Consider the following 24,008-nt stretch of genomic DNA (forward strand, 5'->3'; position numbering starts at 1 on the left):
GCCTGATGGTCGCCACCTGATATCCACTACAAATTCTCTTCGGCAAACTCCGCTAAGCGACTGCGCACCACGCCATTGAGGTACACACACGCACTGCCTTCAAAGTTTTTAAACCGCTCAACAATATAGGTCAGCCCAGATGTCACTGGGGTCAAATACGAGGAATCGATTTGCGCTAAGTTCCCCGAGCACACTAACTTGGTACCCTCCCCACACCGGGTGATAATGGTTTTAAGCTGAGAGGCAGTCAGGTTTTGGCACTCATCCAAAATGACAAACGCGTTTTGAATCGAGCGGCCACGCATAAAGTTAATCGATTTAAACTGCAGGTTGGCTTTCTCCATGATGTACCGCATCGAACCATCGGTGCACTCATCATGCATGTGCAACGCTTCCAGGGTATCAGTGACAGCCCCCAGCCAAGGCAACATTTTTTCCTCTTCAGTGCCCGGCAAAAAGCCGATCGACTCGCCAATATCTGGGGTGTTGCGGGTCACGATAATCTTGTCATACATCCCTTTCTCCACCACCTGCTCAAGGGCTGCAGCCATCGCCAAAATGGTTTTACCACAGCCTGCGGGACCGGTGAGGATCGCCAAGTCAATACTCGGATCGAGCAACGCATCCATCGCCATGCCTTGGTAGATATTTTTCGGTTTCACATCCCACGCGGCACGATGCATCAATCGCTCTCTGCTCAGATCTTTGATCACCGCTTTATCGCCATCAATGGCCTGCACTCGCGCGGCAAAATCGTCGCTTTCGTCCAACAGGTATTGGTTCACAAACGGCGTATCGAGAAGCTCAGAGGGCAACGTATGTAAGGTCTCTGTGCCATAAGCTTGACTATTGCACTCCCCTACTTTGTCCCAAAAGCTACCTGAAAATTGGTGGAACCCCTTGGTCAGCAAACGCACATCATCAATCAGCTGGTCAGTACGATAATCTTCTACATACATCACCCCCGCCCCTTTGGCGCGCAGACGCATATTGATGTCTTTGGTTACCAACACCACTTTACGTGGCGAGCGTTTGGTTTGCAGATATAACACCGCATTGAGTATTCGATTATCACCCGCTTTATCCGCAAAGGCATGGACAGTTTCTTTGATCTCAAAGTCAGCGAGAATCGATACGGTGCCCGTTGCATCGCCTTTACCAACGGCAATGCCCTCGCCAATTTCGTCAGGCGTGGCCTCTTTAAAAATATCTTCCAAAGCACGGATCGCCACACGCGCATCGCGTGAGACATCGCGTTTGCTATCTTTAATTCGGTCAAGTTCTTCGAGGACAGTCATGGGGATCACGACATCGTGTTCTTGGAAAGAGTAAATCGAGAAAGGCTCGTGGAGGAGAATATTAGTATCGAGTACAAACAGCTTCCGGTCGGCGTCGCCCATAGGCACCTCCTGTGTCGGCAGTTCACTGTCTCGGTGACAGCGCTTAAAATAAGCGTAGACCTGGCCGTTGGGATGCGCCCAACTTGTTTTACTGCGCCAGCTCACGCTTTATCTTTGCCGTCCATTAATGACGTTTGTATGTCAGCGTGACCTTTGATGAGATTCGTTGAGTTTCATCGTGACCCTCCTCACAAGTTCGAGTACTATTGGCGGCCAATTTTTTCAGTGCCACACTGAATAGCAAAGTATTTAAACGACGCTGTATTGAATAGCGTCGCGTCTTTCGACAATCGAGTTAATTCAGAGGTTTTCCCCTATGTCATTTGCGCTTGGACAACGTTGGATCAGTGATACGGAACATGATCTTGGACTCGGCACTGTGGTGTCCGTTGATGGCCGTACCGTGACCCTAATGTTTCCTGCTAGTGATGAAACACGGCTGTACGCCAGCCACGATGCGCCCGTGACTCGGGTGATGTTCAATCCCGGCGATGAGGTGGAAAGCCACGAAGGCTGGACCATGACCGTCTCTCGCGTTGAGGAAAACGACGGGGTATTAACCTATTACGGCCAGCGTACCGACACAGGGGAAGATGAGGTTGCACTGCGTGAGATCTTGCTCAGCCACCAGATTCGCTTTAACAAGCCGCAAGACAAACTGTTTGCTGGTCAGCTCGATCGTATGGACCGTTTTGCCCTGCGTTATCGTGCGCTGACCAATCAGCACCAGCAACTGCGCAGCCCATTACGCGGTTTAACCGGCATGCGTGCCGGCCTGATCCCCCATCAGCTTTACATTGCCCACGAAGTCGGTCGCCGCCATGCACCGCGCGTACTGCTCGCCGATGAAGTAGGGTTGGGGAAAACCATTGAGGCAGGCATGATCATCCACCAGCAAGTGCTGGCGGGTCGTGCGGAGCGTGTGCTGATTGTGGTGCCCGAAACCTTACAGCATCAGTGGCTGGTGGAGATGATGCGCCGCTTTAATCTGCATTTCTCGATTTTCGATGAAGAGCGCTGTGTGGAAGCCTTTGCCGACTCCCCCAACCCGTTTGATACCCAACAGTTGGTGTTGTGCTCATTGGAATTTTTGCGCAAAAACCGCCGCCGGGTCGAACAAGTGTGCGATACCCACTGGGATCTATTGGTGGTCGACGAAGCCCACCACCTGACGTGGGCGCCGGATGCGCCAAGCCGCGAATATCAAATTATTGAGAGCATCGCTGAGCACACCCCTGGCGTATTGCTGCTCACCGCCACGCCAGAGCAATTGGGCCAGCAAAGCCATTTTGCCCGCTTGCGCCTGCTCGACCCCGATCGCTTCTATGATTACGATGCCTTTGTTGAAGAAGCTCAACAATACGCGCCTGTGGCTGAAGCGGTGGAAGCGCTGCTGGACGATACGCCACTGACCGACGCGGCACAAGCAGGGATACGTCAGCTATTGCAGCACGAGGAGCTGTCAGCGCGCTTAGCCCAAGTACACAGTGATAACGCAGAAGAGAGCGCTCAAGCACGCCAACAACTGATTGATGATCTGATGGACCGCCACGGCACCGGACGCGTATTGTTCCGTAACACCCGAGCGGCCATCAGCGGCTTCCCCCGCCGCCACCTCCATATGCACCCGCTCGCTCTGCCGAGCCAATACCAAACCGCCATGCGGGTCGCCGGCATGATGGGCAACACCGGCTCGAGCGAACAAAAAGCCGTGCAAAACCTATACCCGGAAGATATCTATCAACAGTTTGAAGGGGATAGCGCGAGCTGGTGGGGCTTTGATCCACGTATTGATTGGCTGTTGGATTACTTAAAAGCCCACCGCAGCGAGAAGGTGCTAATTATTTGCTCGCGGGCGCAAACCGCACTGACCCTGGAGCAAGCGCTGCGTGAGCGCGAAGGTATTCGCGGGACTGTATTCCATGAAGGGATGTCGATTGTAGAGCGTGACAAAGCCGCTGCTTACTTCGCCCAAGAGGAAGGGGGCGCGCAGGTCTTGATCTGCTCAGAAATTGGATCGGAAGGGCGCAACTTCCAATTCGCCCATCAGTTAGTGATGTTCGACTTACCGATGAACCCCGACTTACTTGAACAGCGTATCGGCCGTCTTGACCGCATTGGTCAGACGCAAGATATTGCCATTCATGTCCCCTATCTTGAAGGCACGGCTCAGACCATTTTGGCGCGCTGGTATCACGAAGGCCTCAATGCGTTTGAAGATACCTGCCCAACCGGCCGTGCGGTATTTGAACAATATGGCGAAACCTTGTTAACGCTGCTCGCGGCCAATCAACAGGATGAGGCGCTGTCGGCGCTGATCAGTGACAGTGCCGTGATGAATCAGCGCTTAAAAGCAGAAATGGAAGAAGGCCGGGATAAGCTCCTCGAAATGCACTCCCACGGTGGGGAGGCCGCTAACCAATTGGCACGTACCATTGCCGAGCAGGATGGCGACACTAACTTGGTCACCTTCACCTTAGGGCTGTTTGATACCATCGGTGTTAACCAAGATGACAAAGGCGAGAATGCCTTAGTGGTTAAACCGTCTGAACACATGATGGTACCCAGCTACCCAGGACTGCCTGCCGATGGCTGCACCATCACCTTTGACCGCGATACCGCATTGAGTCGCGAAGATGTTCAGTTTGTGTCTTGGGAGCATCCGATTGTTCGAGGCGGCATTGATTTGTTGCTGAGCGAAAACATCGGCACCACCGCGGTGTCACTGCTCAAAAATAAGTCACTGCCAGTGGGCACCCTGTTTGTAGAGCTTATCTACACCATTGACGCCCAGGCTCCAAAATCGAGTGGTATCCACCGCTTTTTGCCGCAAACACCCGTGCGATTGCTGCTTGATGCCAACGGCAATGACCTGTCCGCCAATGTCGAGTTTGAAAGCTTTCATCGCCAGCTGAGCCCCGTTAACCGCCACCTTGGCAGTAAAATGGTTAACTCGGTACAAAGCCAGATCCACAATCTGATTGAGAAAAGCGAGCCACTGGCAGAAAAAGCTTTGGCAGACATTCAAGCCAGTGCGCACCAAGAGATGGAGGCGGAGCTCCAGCAGGCATTAGCGCGCTTGGAGGCACTGAAAACGGTCAATCCGAATATTCGTGATGATGAGCTAGACGCATTACGCGAGCAAATCAGTACCTTGTCGCACCATATTCAGCACGCACAAATTGAACTCGATGCGCTGCGCCTTGTTGTGGTTAGCCACCAATAAACCAAAGTGAGACGGGGCCCGGCGGCCCCGATAAACCCTATGGCAATGACTGAATACCATCCACCGACAGACCCTTGGTTAGACATCCTCTATCAAGATGCGGATCTGGTGGTGATCAACAAACCCAGTGGTCTGCTGGCCAACCCTGGTCGCAATCCCGAGCATTACGACAGCGCATGGTCGCGCGTGAAAGCCGCGTTTCCCTCCGCCGAGCTGGTTCACCGCTTAGACATGTCCACCTCAGGGGTGATGGCCTTTGCCGCCCATAAAGAAGCAGAGCGCAACCTTAAAGCGCAGTTTCGCGACCGCGTCCCCACCAAACTCTATTATGCGGAAGTGTGGGGACAACCCGACAGCCATGACGGCATCATTGACTTGCCGCTGATTTGTGACTGGCCCAACCGCCCGCGTCAGAAAGTGTGCTTTGAACATGGCAAGCCATCACAAACCCACTACCGTTGCTTGCAAGCCTCATCACCTACCTGCTTGATGGCCCTGTACCCGTTGACGGGACGCTCGCACCAACTGCGTGTGCATATGCAGTCTATAGGGCACAGCATTGTCGGCGATGAGTTTTATGCCTGCCCGGACGCGCTCGCCTATACCCATCGACTGCACCTCCATGCTGCCGAGCTCAGCCTGCTGCATCCGGCCACCGGTGAAACGCTCCATTTTCAGGCTCCCTGTGATTTTTACCCCACAATGCCCGACAACCGCTTGGCCAATGAGTATCAATTGGCCGTACCACTTGCGAGCACAACGACGGATTCACAGGCCAGCTAGCTGAAACCATTGCACAACATCGCGATATCTCGCACCCTAGAGCCATGGATTGAGACTCGGAGATCAACATGGCTCAGCACGACCCCGTCAATATCGTCTTTCTCGACCGCAACACTATCCCAGCGCATATTGTCCTGCCCACGCCCCAGTATCCACATCACTGGCAAGCCTACGGTGAAACGCAACCCAGCGATGTGATCGCGCGCTTACAAGACGCTGATATCGCCATTACCAACAAGGTGGTGATCGATGAGACGGTGCTTACCGCCTGCCCGAAACTCAAACTGATTGCGGTGGCCGCAACAGGGGTAAACAATGTCGACTTGGCGGCCTGCCAAGCGCATGGTGTACAAGTATGCAATGTGCAAGGCTATGCCACTCAGTCGGTGCCTGAGCATGTCATTGCCATGATTTTTGCCCTCAAGCGCCAGCTCCTCGGCTATCACCAAGATGTCCAAAATGGCGAATGGCAAAAGCAAGGACAGTTCTGCTTTTTCACCCACCCTATTGGCAGTGTGGCCGGCAGTACATTGGGGATCATTGGAAAAGGTGCATTGGGCGAGGCCGTCGCACAACTTGCGCGCGCAGTAGGAATGAAGGTGGTTTTCGCCGAGCACCGTGGTGCACAGGCATGCCGGCTTGGTTATCTGCCTTTTGAACACGTGCTATGCCAAGCAGATGTGCTCTCCTTACATTGCCCACTCACCGATAACACCCATCATCTTATCGACCAAGACACGCTGGCGTTGATGCCAGAGAATGCCATATTGATCAACACCGGACGTGGCGGCTTAGTCAACGAGACCGCGCTGCTACACGCGCTAGAAACGGGTCAAATTGGCGGTGCTGGATTGGATGTACTGAGTGAAGAGCCGGCACCTAACACTCACCCGCTGATCGCCGCATCATTGCCTAACCTGCTGGTCACCCCTCATATCGCATGGGGCGCAGATGAAGCGGTTAACCGTCTCGCCAACCAACTGGTGGATAACATTGATGGCTTTTTAAGCGGATCGCCGCAACATACACTGGTTGACTAACGCACAAGCCCGCTACATATCGCGGGCTTTTTTCACCACATCGTAGGCTTTTTGGATCTCTTGCGCCTTTTCTTTGGCAAGCTCCATCATTTCTGGCGGCAAGCCTTTTGCCATCAATTTATCGGGATGATGCTCATTCATCAGCTTACGGTAGGCTTTTTTCACCTCCTGAGAGGAAGCCGACGCATCAACACCCAGCACATCATAGGCATCATCAATCTCACTTTGCCGTGGTGGTGCGCCCGGCCCATCGGTTTGATGCTGCCAGCCGCCTTGATAACCTTGGCTAAAGCGAAACGCGGCTTCTTGCATCCGTAACCGTTGCTCCAGTTGCTGCGGCGAAAAACCCAGTTTCTCAGCAATCACATAGAGTAGTTCGCGCTCTTTAGGATGTAGCTCGCCGTCAGCAAACGCCGCTTGTATTTGCATTTCCAGAAAGACACGCGACAAATCACGCTGCCCTTGGCTCAAAGCACGAATGCCGTTGAGGGTTTCATCCAGCGGAAAATCACTGTCTTTCCCCTCACGGAATGCCTGCTGAGCCAACTGCCTGGCTTCACCTTGCAGCTGCATTCTGTCCATAAATAAGCTGGCGAGACGAATTTCATCCTGTGTCACCTGCCCTTTGGCTTTGGCGATATGTCCCATCACGGCAAAGGTACCGTGAAAAAAAACACGTTGTGCTTGTGGGCCTTGGGCACCAAAACCGCCGAAACGCGCGCGCTGTTTCGCTTTATCAAACTGATGACCCAAGAAAAGGCCAAGAAGAAAACCGATTGGGCCTCCCAACAATGTGCCGAGAATTGCACCAATTACCTTGCCATTTAGTCGCATGCCATGGTCTCATTGCTAGTTTCACACCCTGAACATTTACAGGTGATGCCGGGCGTAAATTGATTTATGATAATCGCATTTTGCAGCCAAAGCATACTGATGCGTTGCCTTCGTGTACACCACGCAATCAGATAAAACAGGAATGTCTTCTTCAATGTCACCGACTGCACGTAGCTTTTTAGCCACCATGATTAGCCTGGCGCTTTATGGCCCAGCCCTTGTTTTTGCTAATGCGGAATCATCCAACGAACCTTGTCCTGATAGCGAGGCGCGCTGTATTCCAGCAAGTGAGCAAACCCAAGATGTGAACAATGCGCCTATTCGCGTGGTGGCCGATCGCGCGGAAGCGCAAACCAATGAAAAAGCCATCTACAACGGTAATGTCGAGGTGACCCAAGGTCATCGTAAAATGACGGCAGATACCGCGACCTTGCGCGATCCAGAACGGATCGTCACCGCTCAAGGTGATGTGGTGTTCAATGACGGCCAGATGATGGTGACATCGGACTATTTACAAGCCAATTTAGAAAACGAAGACACCACACTCAATAATGCGCAGTACAAGATGCTGTGTACGCCAGGGCGAGGGGAAGCCAAGCGGGTATTTAAAAACGGTACCACCTTCTATGAGCTGGAAGATGGCACCTATACCACCTGCCCGGACGAAGACAAAAGCTGGCGCTTTTCTGCCTCGAAAATAGAAAAAGAAGACAGTAGCTTATTTGCTGACCTTTATCACCCTCGGTTTGAGGTGATGAATGTGCCGATCTTTTATCTGCCATACCTGCGGGTGCCCGTTGAAGATGGCCGGCTAACGGGCTTTTTATACCCATCAGTCTCTTGGAGTGATCGCGATGGTATCGAGATGGAAACGCCATTTTATTGGAACATCCATCCGCAACTTGACGCCACGATCACGCCCAAATACATGTCGGAACGGGGTGTGCAGCTCAATACTAAGGTGCGTTACTTAACCCCACTCGGCTCAGGCGCCTTGTACTCAGAATATCTGCCTGATGATCAGCGTAACCCAGATCTTGACGCACGCTGGGGCTTTAATTGGACACACAGCGGCGTACAGGGTCACTGGCGCTACCAAGCCGATTACAGCAAGGTCAGTGACATCACCTACTTCCAAAACATTGACTCGGACGTAGGTAAACGGGAAGACAATACCTTGCTGCAAACCGGTGAAATCAGCTACCGCGGCTTAGATTGGAACAGCACCGTGCGCGTGAGAGATTTCCAACCGCTCACAGAAAATACCAGCGTGTATCGTTTGATGCCGCAAGTCGATTTTAACTACTACGCGCCGCAAGTGGTGCCATGGTTGGATATCAGCGTACCGGCACAATTTAGTGTGTTTGCTAACGACGACCCGAATAAACCCGAAGCAACGCGCACACATCTCGCCCCGACCTTGACCATGCCCTTCACACGCCCTTGGTTTAATGCCACGGCCGAAGCCAGCATGCTCTACACCCATTACGATCAGCGCTTTGACAATGCCATGCCAGATGCCGAGTCGACGGCGACCTTGAGTAAGTCGGTGGAGCGTAAAATCCCAACCGTGCGCTTGCATTCCGGCGTGGTTCTAGAGCGTAACTTTTGGGCGATGGGGGGGCACTTTAGCCAAACGATCGAACCTCAAGTACAATACTTGTACATCAAAGACGTAGAACAAGGGGATATTTATAACCCCGTCAACTTCAGTGGTGGTGGCTACGATACCGCACGCTTACAAACCGACTACTATGGGTTGTTCCGCGGCAATCAATTTAGCAGCATTGATTATGTTAACCCGGCTAACCAGCTGACTTACGGGGCGACCACACGTTTTTACGACGGTGGCTATAAAGAGCGACTCAACCTGTCGTTCGGGCAAATTTATTACTTTGATCAGCCGTCAAACCAAGACGCAGAAACCTTTGACTATTCATCGTGGGCGCTCGAAGGGGAAGCGAATATTGATGACTACCTGTTTTTACGGGCATCAATGCAGTACGACAGCAACCTCAGTGAAATGCAATTTGGTAACGTGATTGCCGAGTATCGCCGCCAACAATTCTACGCGCAAACCAGTTATCGCTATGTGGCCCAAGAATACATTGAGTCTACCTTGCCTAACCGCGATATCAGCGCACTCACCGATGACGGCCTATCCCAAGCCGGTGTGGTCACAGGCTTCCCATTGTGGGGAGGCCTCAGTTTTAAAGGCCAATACTGGCGCGATCTGACTCAAGACGTGATGCTAGAAAATCAGTTTAGCCTGACCTATCGCTCGGATTGTTGGGTGGTCGGCCTGAGCTATAACGAGTACTTACTCTCGCGCTCTGATATTAATGCAGACCCAGAATACGACAACAACGTGACCCTCTCGTTTAGCCTATTGGGACTGGGAGCTGACAGTGGCTTTAACTTCAACACAGACTCAGGTAATGCGTTGGGTTATCGTAATCCTTTTGCCCTGAAGAACTAACCCGCCATATTGTGGTCTGGACTGTTGAACCTATGAAAAGAAGTGGACAAAGCATGAACAAATGGAGTCACGCCCTCATCACTGGCGTTTTAGTGTTGCTGACCCCTTTAACACAAGCCGCGCCGAAAGCACTCGATCGCGTGATTGCGGTCGTCAATGACGGCGTGGTGTTAAAAAGTGATATGACGGCGATGCGTCGTACCGTTACCCTTAATGCCGCCAACAGCGATCGCGAATTGCCGCCGCAAGAGGTGCTTGAAGAGCAGATGCGTGAGCGGCTGATTATTGAGGAGCTACAGCTGCAAGAGGCTAAACGTTTAGGGATTCAGATAGACGACAGCCAATTGCAACAAGCAATTGAAAACATTGCTAAGGAGCAATCGGTTAGCGTACAAGCCCTGCGTGAAAAAATGGCTGAGCAAGGTGTCGCGTGGGCACAATACCGTGAACAAGTGCGTCGTGAGCTCACCATTTCCGAAGCACGTAATGCGCAAGTACGGCGCCGTATTAGTATTTTACCGCAAGAAGTCGAGACGCTCGCTAGCCAACTAAACGAGCAAAAAATGCAAAAAGTGAAATACAAACTTTCGCATATTCAGCTCAAGTTAGACGACGATGCTAGCAAGGCTGAGCGTGAAAGCGTGAAACAGCAAGCTCATCGCTTAGTCGATACTCTACGCCATGACGGGAATGTCGCTGAACTGGCGATGGAATATTCCAAAGGGCCCAAAGCGCTCGACGGCGGTGATTGGGGCTGGTTGCGACGAGAAGAAATGCCGACCATTTTCGCCGACCAGATCACCAACCAAGGTAAAGGGGCGATCATCGGGCCGTTTAGAAGCGGGGTTGGCTTCCATATTCTCAAAATTGACGATGTACAAGGGCTAGAAACGGTCGCGGTCACCGAAGTGAAAGCGCGTCATATCCTGATCAAACCATCGATCGTACTGAGTGATAAAGGCGCGGAGAAAGAGCTCAACCAACTGACGAACCAAATCCGACGTGGTGAGCAAAGTTTTGCCGATCTCGCCAAGCAGTACAGCGACGATCCTGGCTCGGCAGTCAATGGGGGGGATCTAGGTTGGTCAACCACAGATGCCTATGTGCCTGCCTTCAAAGCCAAAGTCGATGCCCTGCCAGAAGGACAAGTCAGCGAGCCGTTTAAAACCGTACATGGCTGGCATATTGTCGAAGTCACTGATCGTCGTGAAGTGGATAAAACCGATGCGGCAGTGAAAAATCGCGCTTACCGCATGCTGTTCAATAGAAAATTCAACGAAGAAGCGCAGGCCTGGCTGCAAGAGCTACGCGCAGGGGCTTACGTCGAGGTGCTCACCGATGACAGCTGAGCGTATCGCGATTACGCCCGGAGAGCCTGCAGGCATCGGGCCTGATCTTGTCTTGGCCATGGCGCTTCATGCCTGGCCTCATCAGCTTGTCGCCGTCGCCAATAAGCAGATGCTGGCTGAGCGCGCCAAGCAGTTAGGGCTAGCCATCAGCTTACGCGACTACGATCCCCGCACTGAGCCGCAAGCACACAAGGCGGGCGAGCTCATTGTCGCAGAGACGCCGATTGGCGCGCCGGTGACGCCCGGGCAACTGGATGAGGCCAACGGCCGCTATGTACTTGATACCCTCACCCGCGCCGCGGAAGGAAACATGAGCGGCGAGTTTGCCGCGATTGTCACCGGTCCGGTTCATAAAGGGATCATCAACCGTGCTGGGGTCTCTTTTAGTGGCCACACCGAGTTTTTCGCCCAGCACGCCAATGTCAATCAAGTCGTGATGATGCTCGCCACTGAGGGGCTACGCGTCGCCTTGGTCACCACCCATATTCCATTGGCCTATGTCTCCAAGGCCATCACCCGTGAGCGCTTGCACGACGTTATCGGCATTTTGCATCAAGACTTACGCGAAAAGTTTGCCATCACACATCCTCGTATTTATGTGTGCGGCCTGAATCCGCATGCTGGTGAAGGGGGCTGTTTAGGAACAGAAGAAATCGACACCATTGAGCCGGCGCTGGATGATCTGCGCCAACAAGGGATGGATTTAGTCGGTCCTTTACCTGCAGACACGCTTTTCCAGGAAAAATACCTGCAAGATGCAGACGCCGTGCTGGCGATGTATCACGACCAGGGCTTACCTGTGTTAAAATTCAAAGGATTTGGCCGCTCAGTGAATATTACCCTGGGTCTGCCTTTTGTCAGAACATCAGTAGATCATGGTACTGCACTGGATTTAGCGGGTACCGGTACGGCGGATACAGGAAGCCTGCGGACGGCCATCTCCCACGCCATTGAATTAGTAGATAGCAAGCATGAGCGATAAAGTCCATCAAGGCCACCGTGCCAGAAAACGTTTCGGACAAAACTTCCTAAACGACCCATATGTCATCGATGGGATAGTGTCAGCCATTAATCCCCAATCCGGCGAGAATCTAGTTGAGATTGGCCCAGGCCTTGGCGCGCTCACTGAGCCCGTCACTGAGCAAGTTGATCACTTAAACGTGGTTGAGCTTGACCGTGATCTTGCCGCACGCCTACGCAGTCATCCATTTATGGGACGCAAACTCACGGTCCATGAGGCCGATGCCATGGCGTTTGATTTTGCCGAGCTTGCCAAGCAAGGTCCACTGCGGATTTTTGGTAACCTGCCATACAATGTCTCTACACCGTTAATGTTCCATCTGTTCTCGTTTGCCGATCAAGTGCAAGATATGCACTTTATGTTGCAAAAAGAGGTGGTTAACCGTCTGGCTGCAGGCCCGGGCACCAAAGCATATGGGCGTCTCACTGTGATGGCAAAATACTACTGCCAAGTCATCCCTGTATTGGAAGTGCCACCGAGTGCCTTTAAACCCGCACCAAAAGTGGACTCTGCCGTTGTCCGTCTGGTGCCACACAAAACCCTGCCACACCCGGTCACCAATTTGTCATGGTTAGAGCGCGTGTGTCGTGAAGGTTTTAATCAGCGTCGCAAAACCATACGTAACTGTTTTAAATCATTAGTCAGCACGGACACCTTGACCGATCTCGGTATCGACCCTAGCTTACGTCCTGAGCACATGACTTTGGCGCAGTTCTCCCGCTTAGCTAACTGGTTGGACGCCAATCACTCATCATAAACAGGAGCCTTGATTTGCAAGCCACTGAACAATCGCAATTCGAGATTCACGTCGCGACCCAATACGTGGAAGACCAATCAGAGCCTGACAATGAGCGTTTTGTCTTCTCTTATACCGTCACCATTGAAAACCGCGGCGATGCCCCTGCGCAACTTATGCGCAGAAAATGGCTCATTACCGATGCCAATGGTAAAGAGCTAGAAATAGAAGGAGAAGGCGTTGTCGGCGAGCAACCCAAGATTGCCGCGGGGGAAAAATACACCTACACCAGTGGCACCATCATCGAGACCCCTGTGGGTGTGATGCAAGGTTTTTATACCATGCAAGGTCAAGACGATCAGTCATTTAAAGTCGACATCGCACCGTTTCGTCTCGCGCTGCCAAACATTCTCCACTAACCCCAACAGGGAGGCATATGGCGACCTATCTTGTCGGGGATATCCATGGCTGTGAGCGCACATTAGATGCGCTTCTCACCCAAGTCGGGTTTTCCCCAGATAAAGACACTTTGTACTCAGTTGGGGATTTGGTCGCACGTGGGCCAGATTCCCTTGGCGTATTACGTTACTTTTATCAGCTCGGTGACGCAGCTCAGGTTGTCTTGGGTAACCATGACTTACATTTACTGGCCGTTGCCCATGGCATAAAACCGGTCAAAGCCAAAGACAACACCCAGCCCATTCTCGATGCGCCAGATAGGGAGCAACTCCTCGGCTGGCTTTCTCAGCAACCGCTTCTGATGGATGTCTCCGCGCCAGACGGTGGCTTTTTACTCACCCATGCCGGGGTTAGCCCGCAATGGGATAAAAAGACAGCGATCGCCTGTGCTCGCGAGGTAGAAGCGATATTGCGCAGTGATGATCAGCGCTGGTTACTAGAAAACATGTATGCCGACAGCCCCGATCAGTGGGATCCAACACTCACCGGGCTTGACCGCTATCGCTATATCATCAATAGCTTTACCCGCATGCGTTTTTGTTTCCCAGATGGCCGCCTTGATATGCAATGCAAATTGCCGCCCAACCAGGCCGAAGACAGTGGTTTGTTACCTTGGTTTGAGGTGCCGGCGCGCCAGCCGCTTGATCAGTCGGTGGTGTTTGGCCATTGGGCGGCGTTAAATGGCACCATCCAGCCCAAGCTTTATGGGCTAGATACTGGGTGCGTATGGGGCGGTAAGCTCACGCTCCTTCGTTGGGAAGATAAAGCCTGCTTTACGTTAGCGGCAGACAATAGCGCCACTTAGGCACGATCCCAGACAGTAAAAGTGACGGGGTAGGCGTTTTTTTCATCCACAGGATGGGCGCCGACCTCTGTTTTCACCCATCCTTCTCCCCACTGCGGGAAGCGGGTGTCGCCGTCGACGTCGAGATCGATAAAGGTCAGGTACAAACGGTCAGCACGGGGCAAAAACGCCTGATAAATGGTACCGCCACCAATCACCATGACCTCCTCATACTCGACCACGGTTTCAAGCGCTTGCTCTGGCGAGCTCACCACTGTGACGCCCTCTGGCTGAAAATCAGGGTCGCGGCTGATCACAATGTTCGGTCGTTTGGGCAGCGGACGACCAATCGACTCAAAGGTTTTACGCCCCATCACCACAGGGTGACCAAGGGTGGTGCGTTTAAACCACGCTAAATCCGCCGGCAAATGCCACGGCATTTGGTTATTCTTGCCAATCACTCGATCGTTTGCCATCGCAGCCACTAAACTGATGCGCATTCTAGGTGCCTTTTTCCTTAAATCACTGGTCGGCGACGATAAAACAATAACCCGGGCATCGCAAGACCAATGGCCAATGCCGAGAGAATAAAGCCGGCTGTGGTGAGGTTTTCGATAAGGCTCGCCCATAAAGCAGGGCTATAGCCTTGATTGTTGATGGTTACCAACGCAATCATCGCTTTAAACGCGTAAACGCCGGGGATCATCGGGATGATCGCTGCTACGGTAAACACCTTGGGGTGCGCCAAAAAGCGCTGCGACCAGTACACACCTAAAAACCCAATCGTGGTCGCCCCAGCCAGCGTGGCCCATTCAATCGCGACACCAGACTCCATCAGTAAAAAGCGTAAGCCATGCCCCACGGCACCGCCATAAGCACAGTATTTGAGCGCCTTAACCGGTACATTGAACACTAATGCAAACCCCACCGCAGGGATCATGGCAAAAAACATATCTTCCAGTAAGGCGAGCAATAAACTCATAACCATCCCCACGCCCCCACGAGACTCATAGCACCGACAATGCCTAATGCTGTTGCCAAGGTGAGCAAGGATGCCATCGTCCAGCGTGCGATACCCATATCGACAAAGCCTTTGACCATATCTGATACCGCGTTTATCAACGGGTAGCCAGGTACCAACATTAAGACTGATGAGGCCATGATGAGGAAGGGTTCATTGCCCCAATGCATTATGGTCCCCACACTGGATATCAAGGTGGTGACCATGGCGGTGACCGCGAAGGTGAGAAGCGGATTAAATTGACGGTGAGCTATCAACTGGCGTACCCGCATACCGGTGGCAGAGGCGATAAACGTGAGTGCAAACACCACCGCATCACCGCCCGCTAAACGACTAAAGGCCGCACAAGAAAGCCCTATCATCCCCACCACGAGCCAAGGTGGGTAACGAAAGGGTTCAATCCGGCTCAAGCGCTTACGTACCGCCAAGGCGTCGAGGATCCCTTTCTCGGCCAAAATGACCGTGCGCTGGATATCGGTCACCACTTTCATATTAATCCCGCGATCGGGACAACGTCTGGCGGTGGTAATGCAGTGACCTTGACTGAGTGTGGTGACCACTAAGGAGCTCGCCGATAACGCCAGTTCAACGCTATCGAGCCCTAGCGCCCGCCCTAAACGGATGCTCACATCACTGACGAGTTTACTTTCCGCACCATGCTGTAATAGCCGCTGGCCGACTTCAATCACCAGACGCGATATGGCCCGTTGCTCTGGTTCGGTTAACCGCTTTCCCACCTCAAAAATCCCTCTTCGTTGCACTTATCTACTCGCAGTATTCACCACAGCGTCATCTCGGTCTTTGATGCAAATAAAGTTGTGCTCAGATTATCGCCACGTCGGAGATAAAAAAAGCCGCTACAACAGTAACGGCTTTATAAGATTAAGGCTTGTAGATGATCTCGACATCGTAGTCGTCTTCGTTCCAGTCGTCCCAATCATCGTCGTCATCACTTTGATTGAGCTGCTGTTCGTGGTGATCATCCCACTTAAACGCCACTGTCTCATCTTCCGGCTCAACTTCAGGTTTCGGCGCGGGTAGCGCTTCAATCGACGCCATCAGATCGTAAATAAGCGGTTGGACGTTCGCTTTATTAATCGCAGATATCGCATAGTATTTGTCATCCCACGCCAATGCCTCAAGCACGCGGTCAATCTGCGCCTGCGCCTCGTCTTCCGGCATCAAATCCACTTTATTAAACACCAACCAACGCGGTTTATCCGCCAGCTTTTCGCTGTATTGGTTCAGCTCATCAATAATGGTGAACGCGTTATCGACCGGATCGGTACCATCCACGGGCAGCAAGTCAATCATGTGCAATAAGACGCGGCAACGCTCTAGGTGCTTCAAGAAGCGGATACCCAACCCAGCGCCATCCGCCGCACCTTCAATCAGGCCTGGAATATCGGCCACCACAAAGCTCTTGTCAGCCGCTACACGGACCACGCCTAAGCTTGGCACCAAGGTGGTAAAAGGATAATCAGCCACTTTCGGTTTCGCCGCGGATACCGCACGAATAAAGGTGGATTTACCCGCATTCGGCAAGCCCAACATCCCCACATCAGCCAACAGCAACAACTCCAAACGCAGCTGACGAACTTCGCCTTTGGTTCCCATGGTTTTTTGTCGTGGGGCGCGGTTGATGGACGACTTAAATCGGGTATTGCCTAAGCCGTGAAACCCGCCTTTGGCCACCATTACCTGCATGCCATGCTCGGTTAAATCGGCAATCACTTCACCGGTATCTTCATCGATGGCGCGCGTGCCCACCGGAACATTCAGCACCAAGTCGTCGCCCCGTTTACCGGTACAGTTGCCACCGCGACCGTTTTCGCCACGAGCCGCAGAATGAAAGCGCTCAAACTGGTAATCGATCAGGGTATTCAGGTTTTCGTCGGCCAGCAGATAGACGTCACCACCATCGCCGCCATCACCGCCATCTGGGCCCCCTTTAGGGACATATTTTTCCCGCCGGAAGCTAACGGTGCCATTGCCCCCGTCTCCGGCATCGACGCGAATAATCGCTTCATCTACAAACTTCATGCTAACTTCTCCGCACCAATCGCTAAAACGCACGTTTATTGCAATTAGTTTTATCCCAGATTAGTGAATGGCGATCTTATCGATCTTAGGATCATTTTTCTGTTTTGACCGCTTTTCTGTGCTGCTCTGATCAGACGCTCACTGACCGGTGATCACCAGACACAATAAAAAGCCCCGCCAAAAGGCAGGGCTTCAAAAATTCGCTTGGCGTTGAAGCTTATTCAGCTTCGATAGTAACGAATTTACGGTTATGACGACCTTTGGTCTCAAATTTCACTTTGCCATCAGACAGAGCGAATAGAGTGTGGTCTTTACCGCAACCTACGTTATTGCCTGCGTGGAATTTAGTACCACGTTGACGAACGATGATGTTACCTGCTAGTACAGACTCACCACCGAAGCGTTTAACACCTAGGCGTTTACTTTCTGAATCGCGGCCGTTTTTAGTAGAACCGCCAGCTTTTTTGTGTGCCATCTCTTCTCTCTCCTACTCTTAAGCGCTGATGCCAGTGATTTTGACTTCAGTGAACCACTGACGGTGGCCCATGTGCTTGCGAGAATGTTTACGACGACGGAACTTAACGATATTCACTTTATCGCCGCGACCGTGAGTAACAACTTCTGCTGTTACTTTTGCACCGCTAACAAAAGGCGCGCCAACTTTAACGTCTTCGCCGTTTGCCACTAGCAATACTTTGTCAAGTTCTACACTTGCGCCAGTTTCAACGTCTAGCTTTTCCAAGCGAATAGTCTGGCCTTCGCTTACTCGGTGTTGCTTACCACCACTTTGGAAAACTGCGTACATGTTTTACTCCGCATTTCCGCACGGCCTGCTGCATTATTGAGCAACAAGGGGTGCGCATATAATTCATCAATAGGGCGCGAATTCTACGGCAGAAATTGATTTGAGGCAAGAGGGGAAAGCAAGAAAATTGGTGAAAAGGTGCTCAGCATTAATTCCCGCACATTTTCCCTGTGTGAGCGCTATCTCGTCGCCTGTTATCTGGTGTACTATGCGAAGCTAAATACCCGCTCTGGTGCCGATACTGACGAAGGTTTCACGCCATTCTGAACGTATTAACATGCAATATTTCGCCTCTTGCTGCTAGTGAGTTGTGATTTATTTCGTTAGCTCGGCAGGCAAGTAACTAGGACAACGCCCGGATATATTCATGGATTTCAAATCAATCCAAGCCTTAATTAGTGACGACATGGCGCAGGTCGATCAAAAGATCCTCGCCCAGCTAAACTCTGATGTCGCGCTAATCAATCAGCTCGGCTTTTACATCGTCAACAGCGGTGGTAAACGACTGCGCCCGATGCTCGCTGTATTAGCGGCGCGTGCGCTTGGTTATCACGGTGACAAACATACCACCGCCGCCGCGTTTATTGAGTTTATTCACACCGCCACCTTGCTCCATGATGACGTGGTCGATGAATCCGATTTGCGTCGCGGTAACGCAACGGCCAATGCCTTGTTTGGTAATGCGGCCAGTGTGTTAGTCGGTGACTACATTTATACCCGCTCGTTTCAAATGATGACCAGCCTGCGCTCGTTACGCATTCTGGACTTAATGAGTGAGGCTACCAATGTGATCGCTGAGGGGGAAGTGCTGCAATTGATGAATTGTAACGACCCTGATACCACAGAAACCAGTTACATGCAGGTGATCTACTCTAAAACGGCGCGCTTGTTTGAATCAGCCACCCAGATTGGCGCGATTCTTAACGAGGCGGACGCGGAGACGGAGAAAGCCCTTCAAGACTATGGCCGTTACCTCGGGACGGCGTTCCAGTTAATTGATGATGTGATTGACTACACCAGCGCTGACGATGAAATGGGTAAGCAAACGGGCGATGATCTCGCCGAAGGCAAACCGACATTGCCTTTGTTGCACGCCATGCAACATGGGTCTGAGGCAGAGTCGGCGATGATCCGTACCGCCATCGAAAAAGGCAATGGTCGCGATAAACTCGAGGCGATTCTGGCCTGTATGGACGCCTGCGGCTCTCTCGCCTATACGCGAAAACGTGCCGAGCAGGAATCAGAAAAAGCGATCCGTGCGCTCGATACGCTGCCAGATACCCCGTATAAACACGCCTTAGTGGCGTTGGCGCATTTAGCTGTTGACCGCAACACCTAGCTCAATATAAGCCCCTAGCCAAAATAAAAAGCGGCGCTGTTGCGCCGCTTCTCTGACCAAAAATGTCGAATTGCCCGCTACTTTGCCGCGAACTCTTCGCCCATTTTAATATCTTTACGCAACGTTTCTAGCATCTTGTCCATCGCTTGTTGCTCATAGGCACTGAGCTCACCGATGCTTAGGATCTCGTCGACCCCTTCTTTGCCTAGACGTACGGGTTGAGCAAAGAAACGGGCATGCTCGCCACTGCCTTCAACGTACGCGCATTCCACCACGTTTTGTTCGCCTTGCAGGGCACGGACCAGTGATAGACCAAAACGGCATGCAGCCTGACCCATAGACAAGGTCGCAGAACCACCACCGGCTTTGGCTTCCACCACTTCGGTGCCAGCGTTTTGAATGCGTGGGGTCAAGGCTTCAACCTCTTCTTGGCTAAACGTCACCCCTTTTACTTGTGACAATAGCGGCAGAATGGTCACGCCCGAGTGGCCACCGATAACAGGAATAGACACTTCACGTGGATCCATGCCTTTCAGCTCACCGATAAAGGCTTCAGAGCGGATCACATCCAGCGTGGTCACGCCAAACAGTTTGTTTTTGTCATACACGCCCTTGGCTTTCAGTACATCCGCGGCAATCGCCACCGTGGTGTTCACTGGGTTAGTGATAATGCCTACGCAGGCTTTTGGACAGACATCGGCGATTTTTTCCGCCAATGACTTAACAATCCCGGCATTTACATTGAACAAGTCAGAGCGATCCATACCCGGCTTACGGGCCACCCCCGCAGAAATTAATACCACATCAGCCCCATCAAGTGCTGGCGTTGGGTCTTCGCCGCTGTAGCCTTTGATGGTGACCGGCGTGGGGATATGACTGAGGTCAACCGCCACACCTGGCGTAACAGGAGCGATATCATACAAAGCCAGGTCGGAACCGGCTGGTAAATTGTTTTTTAGCAGTAGGGCTAGAGCCTGACCAATGCCTCCCGCGGCGCCAATCACAGCAACTTTCATGTCGTTCTCCTTTCGATATTTCTTATAGTCCGGATCCGGTCCGGCTTCTGTTCGGGCACAAATCGCCCATCAATGGTGCGAACTGTTGCTTCATCATATGCCCGCCCCTACCCCCACTCAAGCCTCAGGCGGTGATGATCAGCCTAAGCTCTCATTTTTTCGCTCTCCCTTTCCCCCACCCTTTCGTTGTCGCGGGGTGTCTGGTCAGCAACAGTGATATTGTCGCCATTTTACACCCTCAGTGATTGCCCCTCGTTGCATGTATATGCAAAATAGCCACTCGTTTGTCATTGCGAGTCTGCCGTCATGCGTAACTCAGAAAAACAAGACCAATTGGTTCGAGCGTTTAAAGCGATCCTCAAAGAAGAAAAGTTCAGTTCTCAGGGTGAGATTGTCGAAGCCCTACGTGCTCAAGGATTTGAGGGCATCAACCAGTCGAAAGTATCACGCATGTTGACCAAGTTCGGCGCTGTGCGTACCCGCAACGCCAAAATGGAAATGGTCTATTGCTTACCGATTGAACTCGGTGTCCCAACCACTGGCAGCGCCTTGCGCGAGCTGGTGATGGAAATTGACTATAATGAGGCTGTGGTCGTGATCCATACGGGGCCAGGGGCGGCGCAACTCATCGCTCGTCTACTTGACTCTCTGGGCAAGGCTGAAGGTATCCTAGGAGCAGTGGCTGGAGACGACACCATCTTTATCACACCCACCCGCGGTACCAGCACAGAAGCCTTATTTGAGGCCGTGTGTGATCTCTTTGAATATCATTATTGATTCCTTTATCAGGCAGCGTGAAGCCGCTGCCTACCTGCCCTGTCTTACTTTTGAGTCGCCACAACGAAAGCAAAAGCGATAACATCGTTTTAATTTTTTGATACCCCTCTGTTACTATCTGCCTTTAGCTGCCACACACTGTTCACGCTTTCGTTAAACGTCAATTATACTGCGAACGTAGCAGTGGGCTGCAGACAGGCGAGTCGCTCATGGAGAGTGACGCAGCCGGGTATGCATTTCTCGGGACACTGTAGCCGCATCAGCGGTGCATATGATAATAAGGACAAACTGCATGACGAAGACACATCAATCGTCTCCTGATGTGCAAGACATGGTGGCGCAAGCAGACACAGGCGCACGATCACCGCATGGACTATCAGGACGTATTCTTTGGCTGGTACCACTTTGCTGGTCCCTTTTTCAGCTTTGGTATGCGTCACCGCTACCTTTTGCGCTCGACTTTGGCGTACTCAATAATACCGAAGCACGTTCGCTCCATTTAGCGTTCGCAATGTTTTTGGCTTATACCGCTTATCCCGCGCGTAAAACCTCACCCCGTGATCGCGTTCCCTTGCTCGATTGGGTTTTTGCACTCGTAGGCAGTTTAGCCGCAGGTTATCTCTTCCTTTTTTACAATCAGCTTGCTGATCGCGCTGGTGCTTACACCTCGTTTGATATCACGGTTGCCGCCATCGGCATGATTCTGATGTTGGAAGCAACACGCCGCGCCCTTGGCCCCCCATTGATGGTGGTGGCTGGTGTCTTCTTACTCTATACCTTTGCCGGCCCCTACATGCCGGACGTCATCGCTCACAAAGGGGCAAGCTTGAACAAAGCCATGTCACACTTGTGGCTGACGACTGAAGGCGTCTTTGGCGTAGCACTGGGGGTGTCCACCTCTTTCGTCTTTCTGTTTGTGCTCTTCGGCGCACTCCTCGACCGTGCCGGCGCCGGTGGCTATTTTATTAAAGTGGCCTTCTCACTATTAGGCCATATGCGCGGCGGTCCTGCGAAAGCCGCGGTCGTGGCCTCTGGCCTCTCAGGCTTGGTCTCGGGCTCATCGATTGCCAACGTCGTCACCACCGGGACTTTCACCATTCCACTGATGAAACGCGTGGGTTTCCCGAGCCATAAAGCCGGGGCGGTGGAAGTTGCCGCGTCGACCAATGGCCAGCTGACTCCGCCGATTATGGGCGCTGCCGCATTCTTGATGGTGGAATACGTGGGGATTTCCTACGTCGAGGTGATTAAAGCCGCGCTACTTCCTGCACTGATCTCTTATATTGCGCTGATTTACATCGTGCACCTAGAGGCCTGTAAAGCCGGTATGGAAGGCTTACCACGCCGCCATACCAGCACGGTATTGCAAAAACTGTTCTCATTCATGACGGTATTTGTCGGCTTGCTGGTGCTCAGCGCTGCGGTTTACTACGGCATTGGTTGGACCAAGGATGTATTTGGCGCCATGGCAACCGTAGTCATCGGTACCCTCACCTTGGTGGCTTATGTACTTTTAGTACGCTACTCCGCCCAGTATAAATCGCAAGCAGCGGAAGACCCCGCGGCGGCCGATTTGTCCGAAGTGCCAGAGCCGGGCCCCACCGTGCGTTCAGGCTTGTACTACCTGCTGCCAATCGGCGTATTGGTATGGTGCTTGACCGTCGAGCGCTTCTCGCCAGGCCTGTCTGCGTTTTGGGCGACTGTGTTTATGATTTTTATCATTCTCACCCAGCGCCCGCTGATTGCCTACTTCAACCAGCGTACCAACTTTAAAGAAGAGATCCGTGACGGGGTGACAGACTTAGCCGAGGCCTTTGTTACTGGTGCGCGCAACATGATCGGTATCGGTGTCGCCACCGCAGCGGCCGGGATCGTGGTGGGTACGGTGACACTCACCGGTATCGGCTTGGTAATGACAGACTTCGTCGAGTTCATCTCCGGCGGTAACATCTTCCTGATGCTGCTGTTCACCGCGGTCATCAGCTTGCTATTAGGGATGGGGCTGCCGACTACCGCCAACTATATCGTGGTCTCCACCCTGATGGCGCCGGTCATTGTTACCTTAGGTGCACAACAAGGGCTGATCATTCCACTGATCGCGGTGCACTTATTTGTGTTCTACTTTGGTATCCTTGCCGATGACACGCCCCCGGTGGGGCTGGCTGCCTTTGCGGCGGCAGCGATCGCTAAATCCGACCCCATCCGCACCGGTGTGCAAGGTTTCACCTACGATATTCGCACCGCCATCCTGCCATTTATGTTTATCTTCAACACTCAGTTGTTGTTGCTCGATCTCGATGGCCCCTTCCACCTGATTTTGACCATTGTGTCGGCGACAATAGCCATGCTGGCTTTCTCTGCCGCGACACAAGGTTGGTGGATGACCAAGAACAAATGGTGGGAAACCGCGCTGCTGTTGTTAATCACCTTCTCCCTCTTCCGCCCAGGGTTTTGGTGGGACGAAGTGTATCCACCGACCACCAGCTTCCCAGGCACAGAGATCACCCGTGTAGCGGAGCAGCTACCAGAAGGAAAGCCGCTGCAGCTTGAAGTGGAAGGGGAAAACTTCTTTGGTGAGCAAGTCTCCAAACACGTGGTTCTGCCCGTGGATCATAGCCTTGAAAGCGGTGAAGCCCGCATTAACGACACAGGCTTAATGCTTCGTGAGGAAGATGACAAGTTGTTGGTGGATATGATCCAGTTTGGCAGTGACGCTGACAAAGCGGGCATCGATTTTGACTGGCAAATCAAAACGGTGACGGTTGATAATGTCCGTCCATGGAAAGAGTGGGTGTTTGTCCCCACCCTCTTGCTATTGGCATTGTTGGGGTGGAATCAACGCCGTCGTATTCGCCAAGCCTAATAACAGGGGGACGTGTGTAACACGTGCCCCTTT

General features: G+C 52.4%; 21 protein-coding genes. 12 read left to right on the forward strand and 9 right to left on the reverse strand.

What is annotated here, in order from left to right; translation table 11 throughout:
- Nucleotides 1-26: 26 nt before the first annotated feature.
- Entirely contained in the window at nucleotides 27-1,400 is a 1,374-nt protein-coding gene (locus BZG20_RS09085; protein WP_077578799.1) for a PhoH family protein, read from the reverse strand.
- Nucleotides 1,401-1,716: 316 nt separating this feature from the next.
- Here BZG20_RS09085 and rapA point away from each other — a divergent pair, with 316 nt between their 5' ends.
- The 3 genes from rapA (at nucleotide 1,717) to BZG20_RS09100 (ending at nucleotide 6,449) form a co-directional block, all read left to right on the forward strand.
- Nucleotides 1,717-4,626 carry an RNA polymerase-associated protein RapA gene (rapA, locus tag BZG20_RS09090; protein WP_077578800.1) on the forward strand — a complete coding sequence of 970 codons (2,910 nt, stop codon included), beginning with the start codon at nucleotides 1,717-1,719 and terminating at the stop codon, nucleotides 4,624-4,626.
- A 39-nt stretch (nucleotides 4,627-4,665) separates the two neighbouring features.
- Entirely contained in the window at nucleotides 4,666-5,409 is a 744-nt protein-coding gene (gene rluA, locus BZG20_RS09095) for a bifunctional tRNA pseudouridine(32) synthase/23S rRNA pseudouridine(746) synthase RluA (RefSeq protein WP_077578801.1), read from the forward strand.
- A 68-nt stretch (nucleotides 5,410-5,477) separates the two neighbouring features.
- Nucleotides 5,478-6,449 (forward strand): D-2-hydroxyacid dehydrogenase, encoded by a 972-nt coding sequence (locus BZG20_RS09100; RefSeq protein WP_077578802.1) that lies wholly within the window; start codon nucleotides 5,478-5,480, stop codon nucleotides 6,447-6,449.
- A 12-nt stretch (nucleotides 6,450-6,461) separates the two neighbouring features.
- Here the strand turns inward: BZG20_RS09100 and djlA are convergent, their stop codons facing one another.
- Nucleotides 6,462-7,283 (reverse strand): co-chaperone DjlA, encoded by an 822-nt coding sequence (djlA, locus tag BZG20_RS09105; protein WP_046074274.1) that lies wholly within the window; start codon nucleotides 7,281-7,283, stop codon nucleotides 6,462-6,464.
- A 154-nt stretch (nucleotides 7,284-7,437) separates the two neighbouring features.
- Here djlA and lptD point away from each other — a divergent pair, with 154 nt between their 5' ends.
- The 6 genes from lptD to apaH are packed head-to-tail and all read left to right on the forward strand — an operon-like array spanning nucleotide 7,438 to nucleotide 14,132.
- On the forward strand, nucleotides 7,438-9,762 hold the full coding sequence (gene lptD, locus BZG20_RS09110) for an LPS assembly protein LptD (RefSeq protein ID WP_077578803.1): 2,325 nt from the start codon (nucleotides 7,438-7,440) through the stop codon (nucleotides 9,760-9,762).
- Nucleotides 9,763-9,815: 53 nt separating this feature from the next.
- Nucleotides 9,816-11,111, forward strand: a complete 1,296-nt coding sequence (surA, locus tag BZG20_RS09115; protein WP_046074276.1) for a peptidylprolyl isomerase SurA — start codon at nucleotides 9,816-9,818, stop codon at nucleotides 11,109-11,111.
- Nucleotides 11,101-12,093 carry a 4-hydroxythreonine-4-phosphate dehydrogenase PdxA gene (gene pdxA, locus BZG20_RS09120; RefSeq protein WP_046074277.1) on the forward strand — a complete coding sequence of 331 codons (993 nt, stop codon included), beginning with the start codon at nucleotides 11,101-11,103 and terminating at the stop codon, nucleotides 12,091-12,093. The genes surA and pdxA overlap by 11 nt, the downstream gene beginning before the upstream one ends.
- The gene (rsmA, locus tag BZG20_RS09125; RefSeq protein ID WP_077578804.1) at nucleotides 12,083-12,889 is read left to right on the forward strand and encodes a 16S rRNA (adenine(1518)-N(6)/adenine(1519)-N(6))-dimethyltransferase RsmA; all 807 of its coding nucleotides are present in this window, start codon (nucleotides 12,083-12,085) and stop codon (nucleotides 12,887-12,889) included. Before pdxA ends, rsmA begins: the two co-directional genes overlap by 11 nt.
- Before the next feature lie 14 nt (nucleotides 12,890-12,903).
- Nucleotides 12,904-13,287: a Co2+/Mg2+ efflux protein ApaG gene (gene apaG, locus BZG20_RS09130; protein WP_046074279.1), complete on the forward strand. Its 384-nt coding sequence runs from the start codon at nucleotides 12,904-12,906 to the stop codon at nucleotides 13,285-13,287.
- A 17-nt stretch (nucleotides 13,288-13,304) separates the two neighbouring features.
- Nucleotides 13,305-14,132, forward strand: a complete 828-nt coding sequence (apaH, locus tag BZG20_RS09135; protein WP_077578805.1) for a bis(5'-nucleosyl)-tetraphosphatase (symmetrical) ApaH — start codon at nucleotides 13,305-13,307, stop codon at nucleotides 14,130-14,132.
- On the opposite strand, the gene folA is transcribed toward apaH, so the two are convergent.
- From folA to rplU, 6 genes are all read right to left on the reverse strand, one after another.
- The gene (gene folA, locus BZG20_RS09140; RefSeq protein ID WP_046074281.1) at nucleotides 14,129-14,611 is read right to left on the reverse strand and encodes a type 3 dihydrofolate reductase; all 483 of its coding nucleotides are present in this window, start codon (nucleotides 14,609-14,611) and stop codon (nucleotides 14,129-14,131) included. The genes apaH and folA overlap by 4 nt on opposite strands.
- Nucleotides 14,612-14,628: 17 nt before the next feature.
- Entirely contained in the window at nucleotides 14,629-15,093 is a 465-nt protein-coding gene (locus BZG20_RS09145; protein WP_046074282.1) for a threonine/serine exporter family protein, read from the reverse strand.
- Entirely contained in the window at nucleotides 15,090-15,869 is a 780-nt protein-coding gene (locus tag BZG20_RS09150; protein ID WP_046074283.1) for a threonine/serine exporter family protein, read from the reverse strand. The genes BZG20_RS09145 and BZG20_RS09150 overlap by 4 nt, the downstream gene beginning before the upstream one ends.
- A 145-nt stretch (nucleotides 15,870-16,014) precedes the next feature.
- Nucleotides 16,015-17,175 carry an Obg family GTPase CgtA gene (cgtA, locus tag BZG20_RS09155; RefSeq protein ID WP_046074284.1) on the reverse strand — a complete coding sequence of 387 codons (1,161 nt, stop codon included), beginning with the start codon at nucleotides 17,173-17,175 and terminating at the stop codon, nucleotides 16,015-16,017.
- Between the two features lie 217 nt (nucleotides 17,176-17,392).
- Nucleotides 17,393-17,650 (reverse strand): 50S ribosomal protein L27, encoded by a 258-nt coding sequence (rpmA, locus tag BZG20_RS09160; protein ID WP_046074285.1) that lies wholly within the window; start codon nucleotides 17,648-17,650, stop codon nucleotides 17,393-17,395.
- 18 nt (nucleotides 17,651-17,668) lie between these two features.
- Nucleotides 17,669-17,980: a 50S ribosomal protein L21 gene (rplU, locus tag BZG20_RS09165; protein WP_046074286.1), complete on the reverse strand. Its 312-nt coding sequence runs from the start codon at nucleotides 17,978-17,980 to the stop codon at nucleotides 17,669-17,671.
- A 367-nt stretch (nucleotides 17,981-18,347) separates the two neighbouring features.
- Between rplU and ispB the strand changes: the two genes are divergently transcribed.
- Complete coding sequence (ispB, locus tag BZG20_RS09170; protein WP_046074287.1) at nucleotides 18,348-19,319, forward strand: octaprenyl diphosphate synthase; 972 nt, start codon at nucleotides 18,348-18,350, stop codon at nucleotides 19,317-19,319.
- 77 nt (nucleotides 19,320-19,396) lie between these two features.
- Here ispB and mdh read toward each other — a convergent pair whose 3' ends face one another.
- Nucleotides 19,397-20,335 (reverse strand): malate dehydrogenase, encoded by a 939-nt coding sequence (mdh, locus tag BZG20_RS09175; protein ID WP_046074288.1) that lies wholly within the window; start codon nucleotides 20,333-20,335, stop codon nucleotides 19,397-19,399.
- Between the two features lie 306 nt (nucleotides 20,336-20,641).
- On the opposite strand from mdh, the gene argR reads away from it, so the two are divergent.
- Complete coding sequence (gene argR, locus BZG20_RS09180; RefSeq protein ID WP_046074289.1) at nucleotides 20,642-21,112, forward strand: transcriptional regulator ArgR; 471 nt, start codon at nucleotides 20,642-20,644, stop codon at nucleotides 21,110-21,112.
- Nucleotides 21,113-21,404: 292 nt separating this feature from the next.
- Complete coding sequence (locus BZG20_RS09185) at nucleotides 21,405-23,975, forward strand: TRAP transporter permease (RefSeq protein ID WP_077578806.1); 2,571 nt, start codon at nucleotides 21,405-21,407, stop codon at nucleotides 23,973-23,975.
- The last annotated feature ends 33 nt before the right edge of the window (nucleotides 23,976-24,008 follow it).

Origin of the sequence: Salinivibrio sp. IB868 (genome assembly GCF_001995655.1) — a bacterium.
Taxonomy (GTDB): Bacteria; Pseudomonadota; Gammaproteobacteria; order Enterobacterales; family Vibrionaceae; genus Salinivibrio; species Salinivibrio siamensis.

Coding starts and splice junctions, on each gene's coding strand:
- BZG20_RS09085 (WP_077578799.1), bottom strand. CDS start 1,400: ATGGGCGACGCCGACCGGAAGCTGTTTGTACTCGATACTAATATTCTC.
- rluA (WP_077578801.1), top strand. CDS start 4,666: ATGGCAATGACTGAATACCATCCACCGACAGACCCTTGGTTAGACATC.
- BZG20_RS09100 (WP_077578802.1), top strand. CDS start 5,478: ATGGCTCAGCACGACCCCGTCAATATCGTCTTTCTCGACCGCAACACT.
- mdh (WP_046074288.1), bottom strand. CDS start 20,335: ATGAAAGTTGCTGTGATTGGCGCCGCGGGAGGCATTGGTCAGGCTCTA.
- lptD (WP_077578803.1), top strand. CDS start 7,438: ATGTCACCGACTGCACGTAGCTTTTTAGCCACCATGATTAGCCTGGCG.
- rplU (WP_046074286.1), bottom strand. CDS start 17,980: ATGTACGCAGTTTTCCAAAGTGGTGGTAAGCAACACCGAGTAAGCGAA.
- rapA (WP_077578800.1), top strand. CDS start 1,717: ATGTCATTTGCGCTTGGACAACGTTGGATCAGTGATACGGAACATGAT.
- rpmA (WP_046074285.1), bottom strand. CDS start 17,650: ATGGCACACAAAAAAGCTGGCGGTTCTACTAAAAACGGCCGCGATTCA.
- folA (WP_046074281.1), bottom strand. CDS start 14,611: ATGCGCATCAGTTTAGTGGCTGCGATGGCAAACGATCGAGTGATTGGC.
- pdxA (WP_046074277.1), top strand. CDS start 11,101: ATGACAGCTGAGCGTATCGCGATTACGCCCGGAGAGCCTGCAGGCATC.
- argR (WP_046074289.1), top strand. CDS start 20,642: ATGCGTAACTCAGAAAAACAAGACCAATTGGTTCGAGCGTTTAAAGCG.
- surA (WP_046074276.1), top strand. CDS start 9,816: ATGAACAAATGGAGTCACGCCCTCATCACTGGCGTTTTAGTGTTGCTG.
- apaH (WP_077578805.1), top strand. CDS start 13,305: ATGGCGACCTATCTTGTCGGGGATATCCATGGCTGTGAGCGCACATTA.
- cgtA (WP_046074284.1), bottom strand. CDS start 17,175: ATGAAGTTTGTAGATGAAGCGATTATTCGCGTCGATGCCGGAGACGGG.
- BZG20_RS09145 (WP_046074282.1), bottom strand. CDS start 15,093: ATGAGTTTATTGCTCGCCTTACTGGAAGATATGTTTTTTGCCATGATC.
- rsmA (WP_077578804.1), top strand. CDS start 12,083: ATGAGCGATAAAGTCCATCAAGGCCACCGTGCCAGAAAACGTTTCGGA.
- BZG20_RS09185 (WP_077578806.1), top strand. CDS start 21,405: ATGACGAAGACACATCAATCGTCTCCTGATGTGCAAGACATGGTGGCG.
- djlA (WP_046074274.1), bottom strand. CDS start 7,283: ATGCGACTAAATGGCAAGGTAATTGGTGCAATTCTCGGCACATTGTTG.
- ispB (WP_046074287.1), top strand. CDS start 18,348: ATGGATTTCAAATCAATCCAAGCCTTAATTAGTGACGACATGGCGCAG.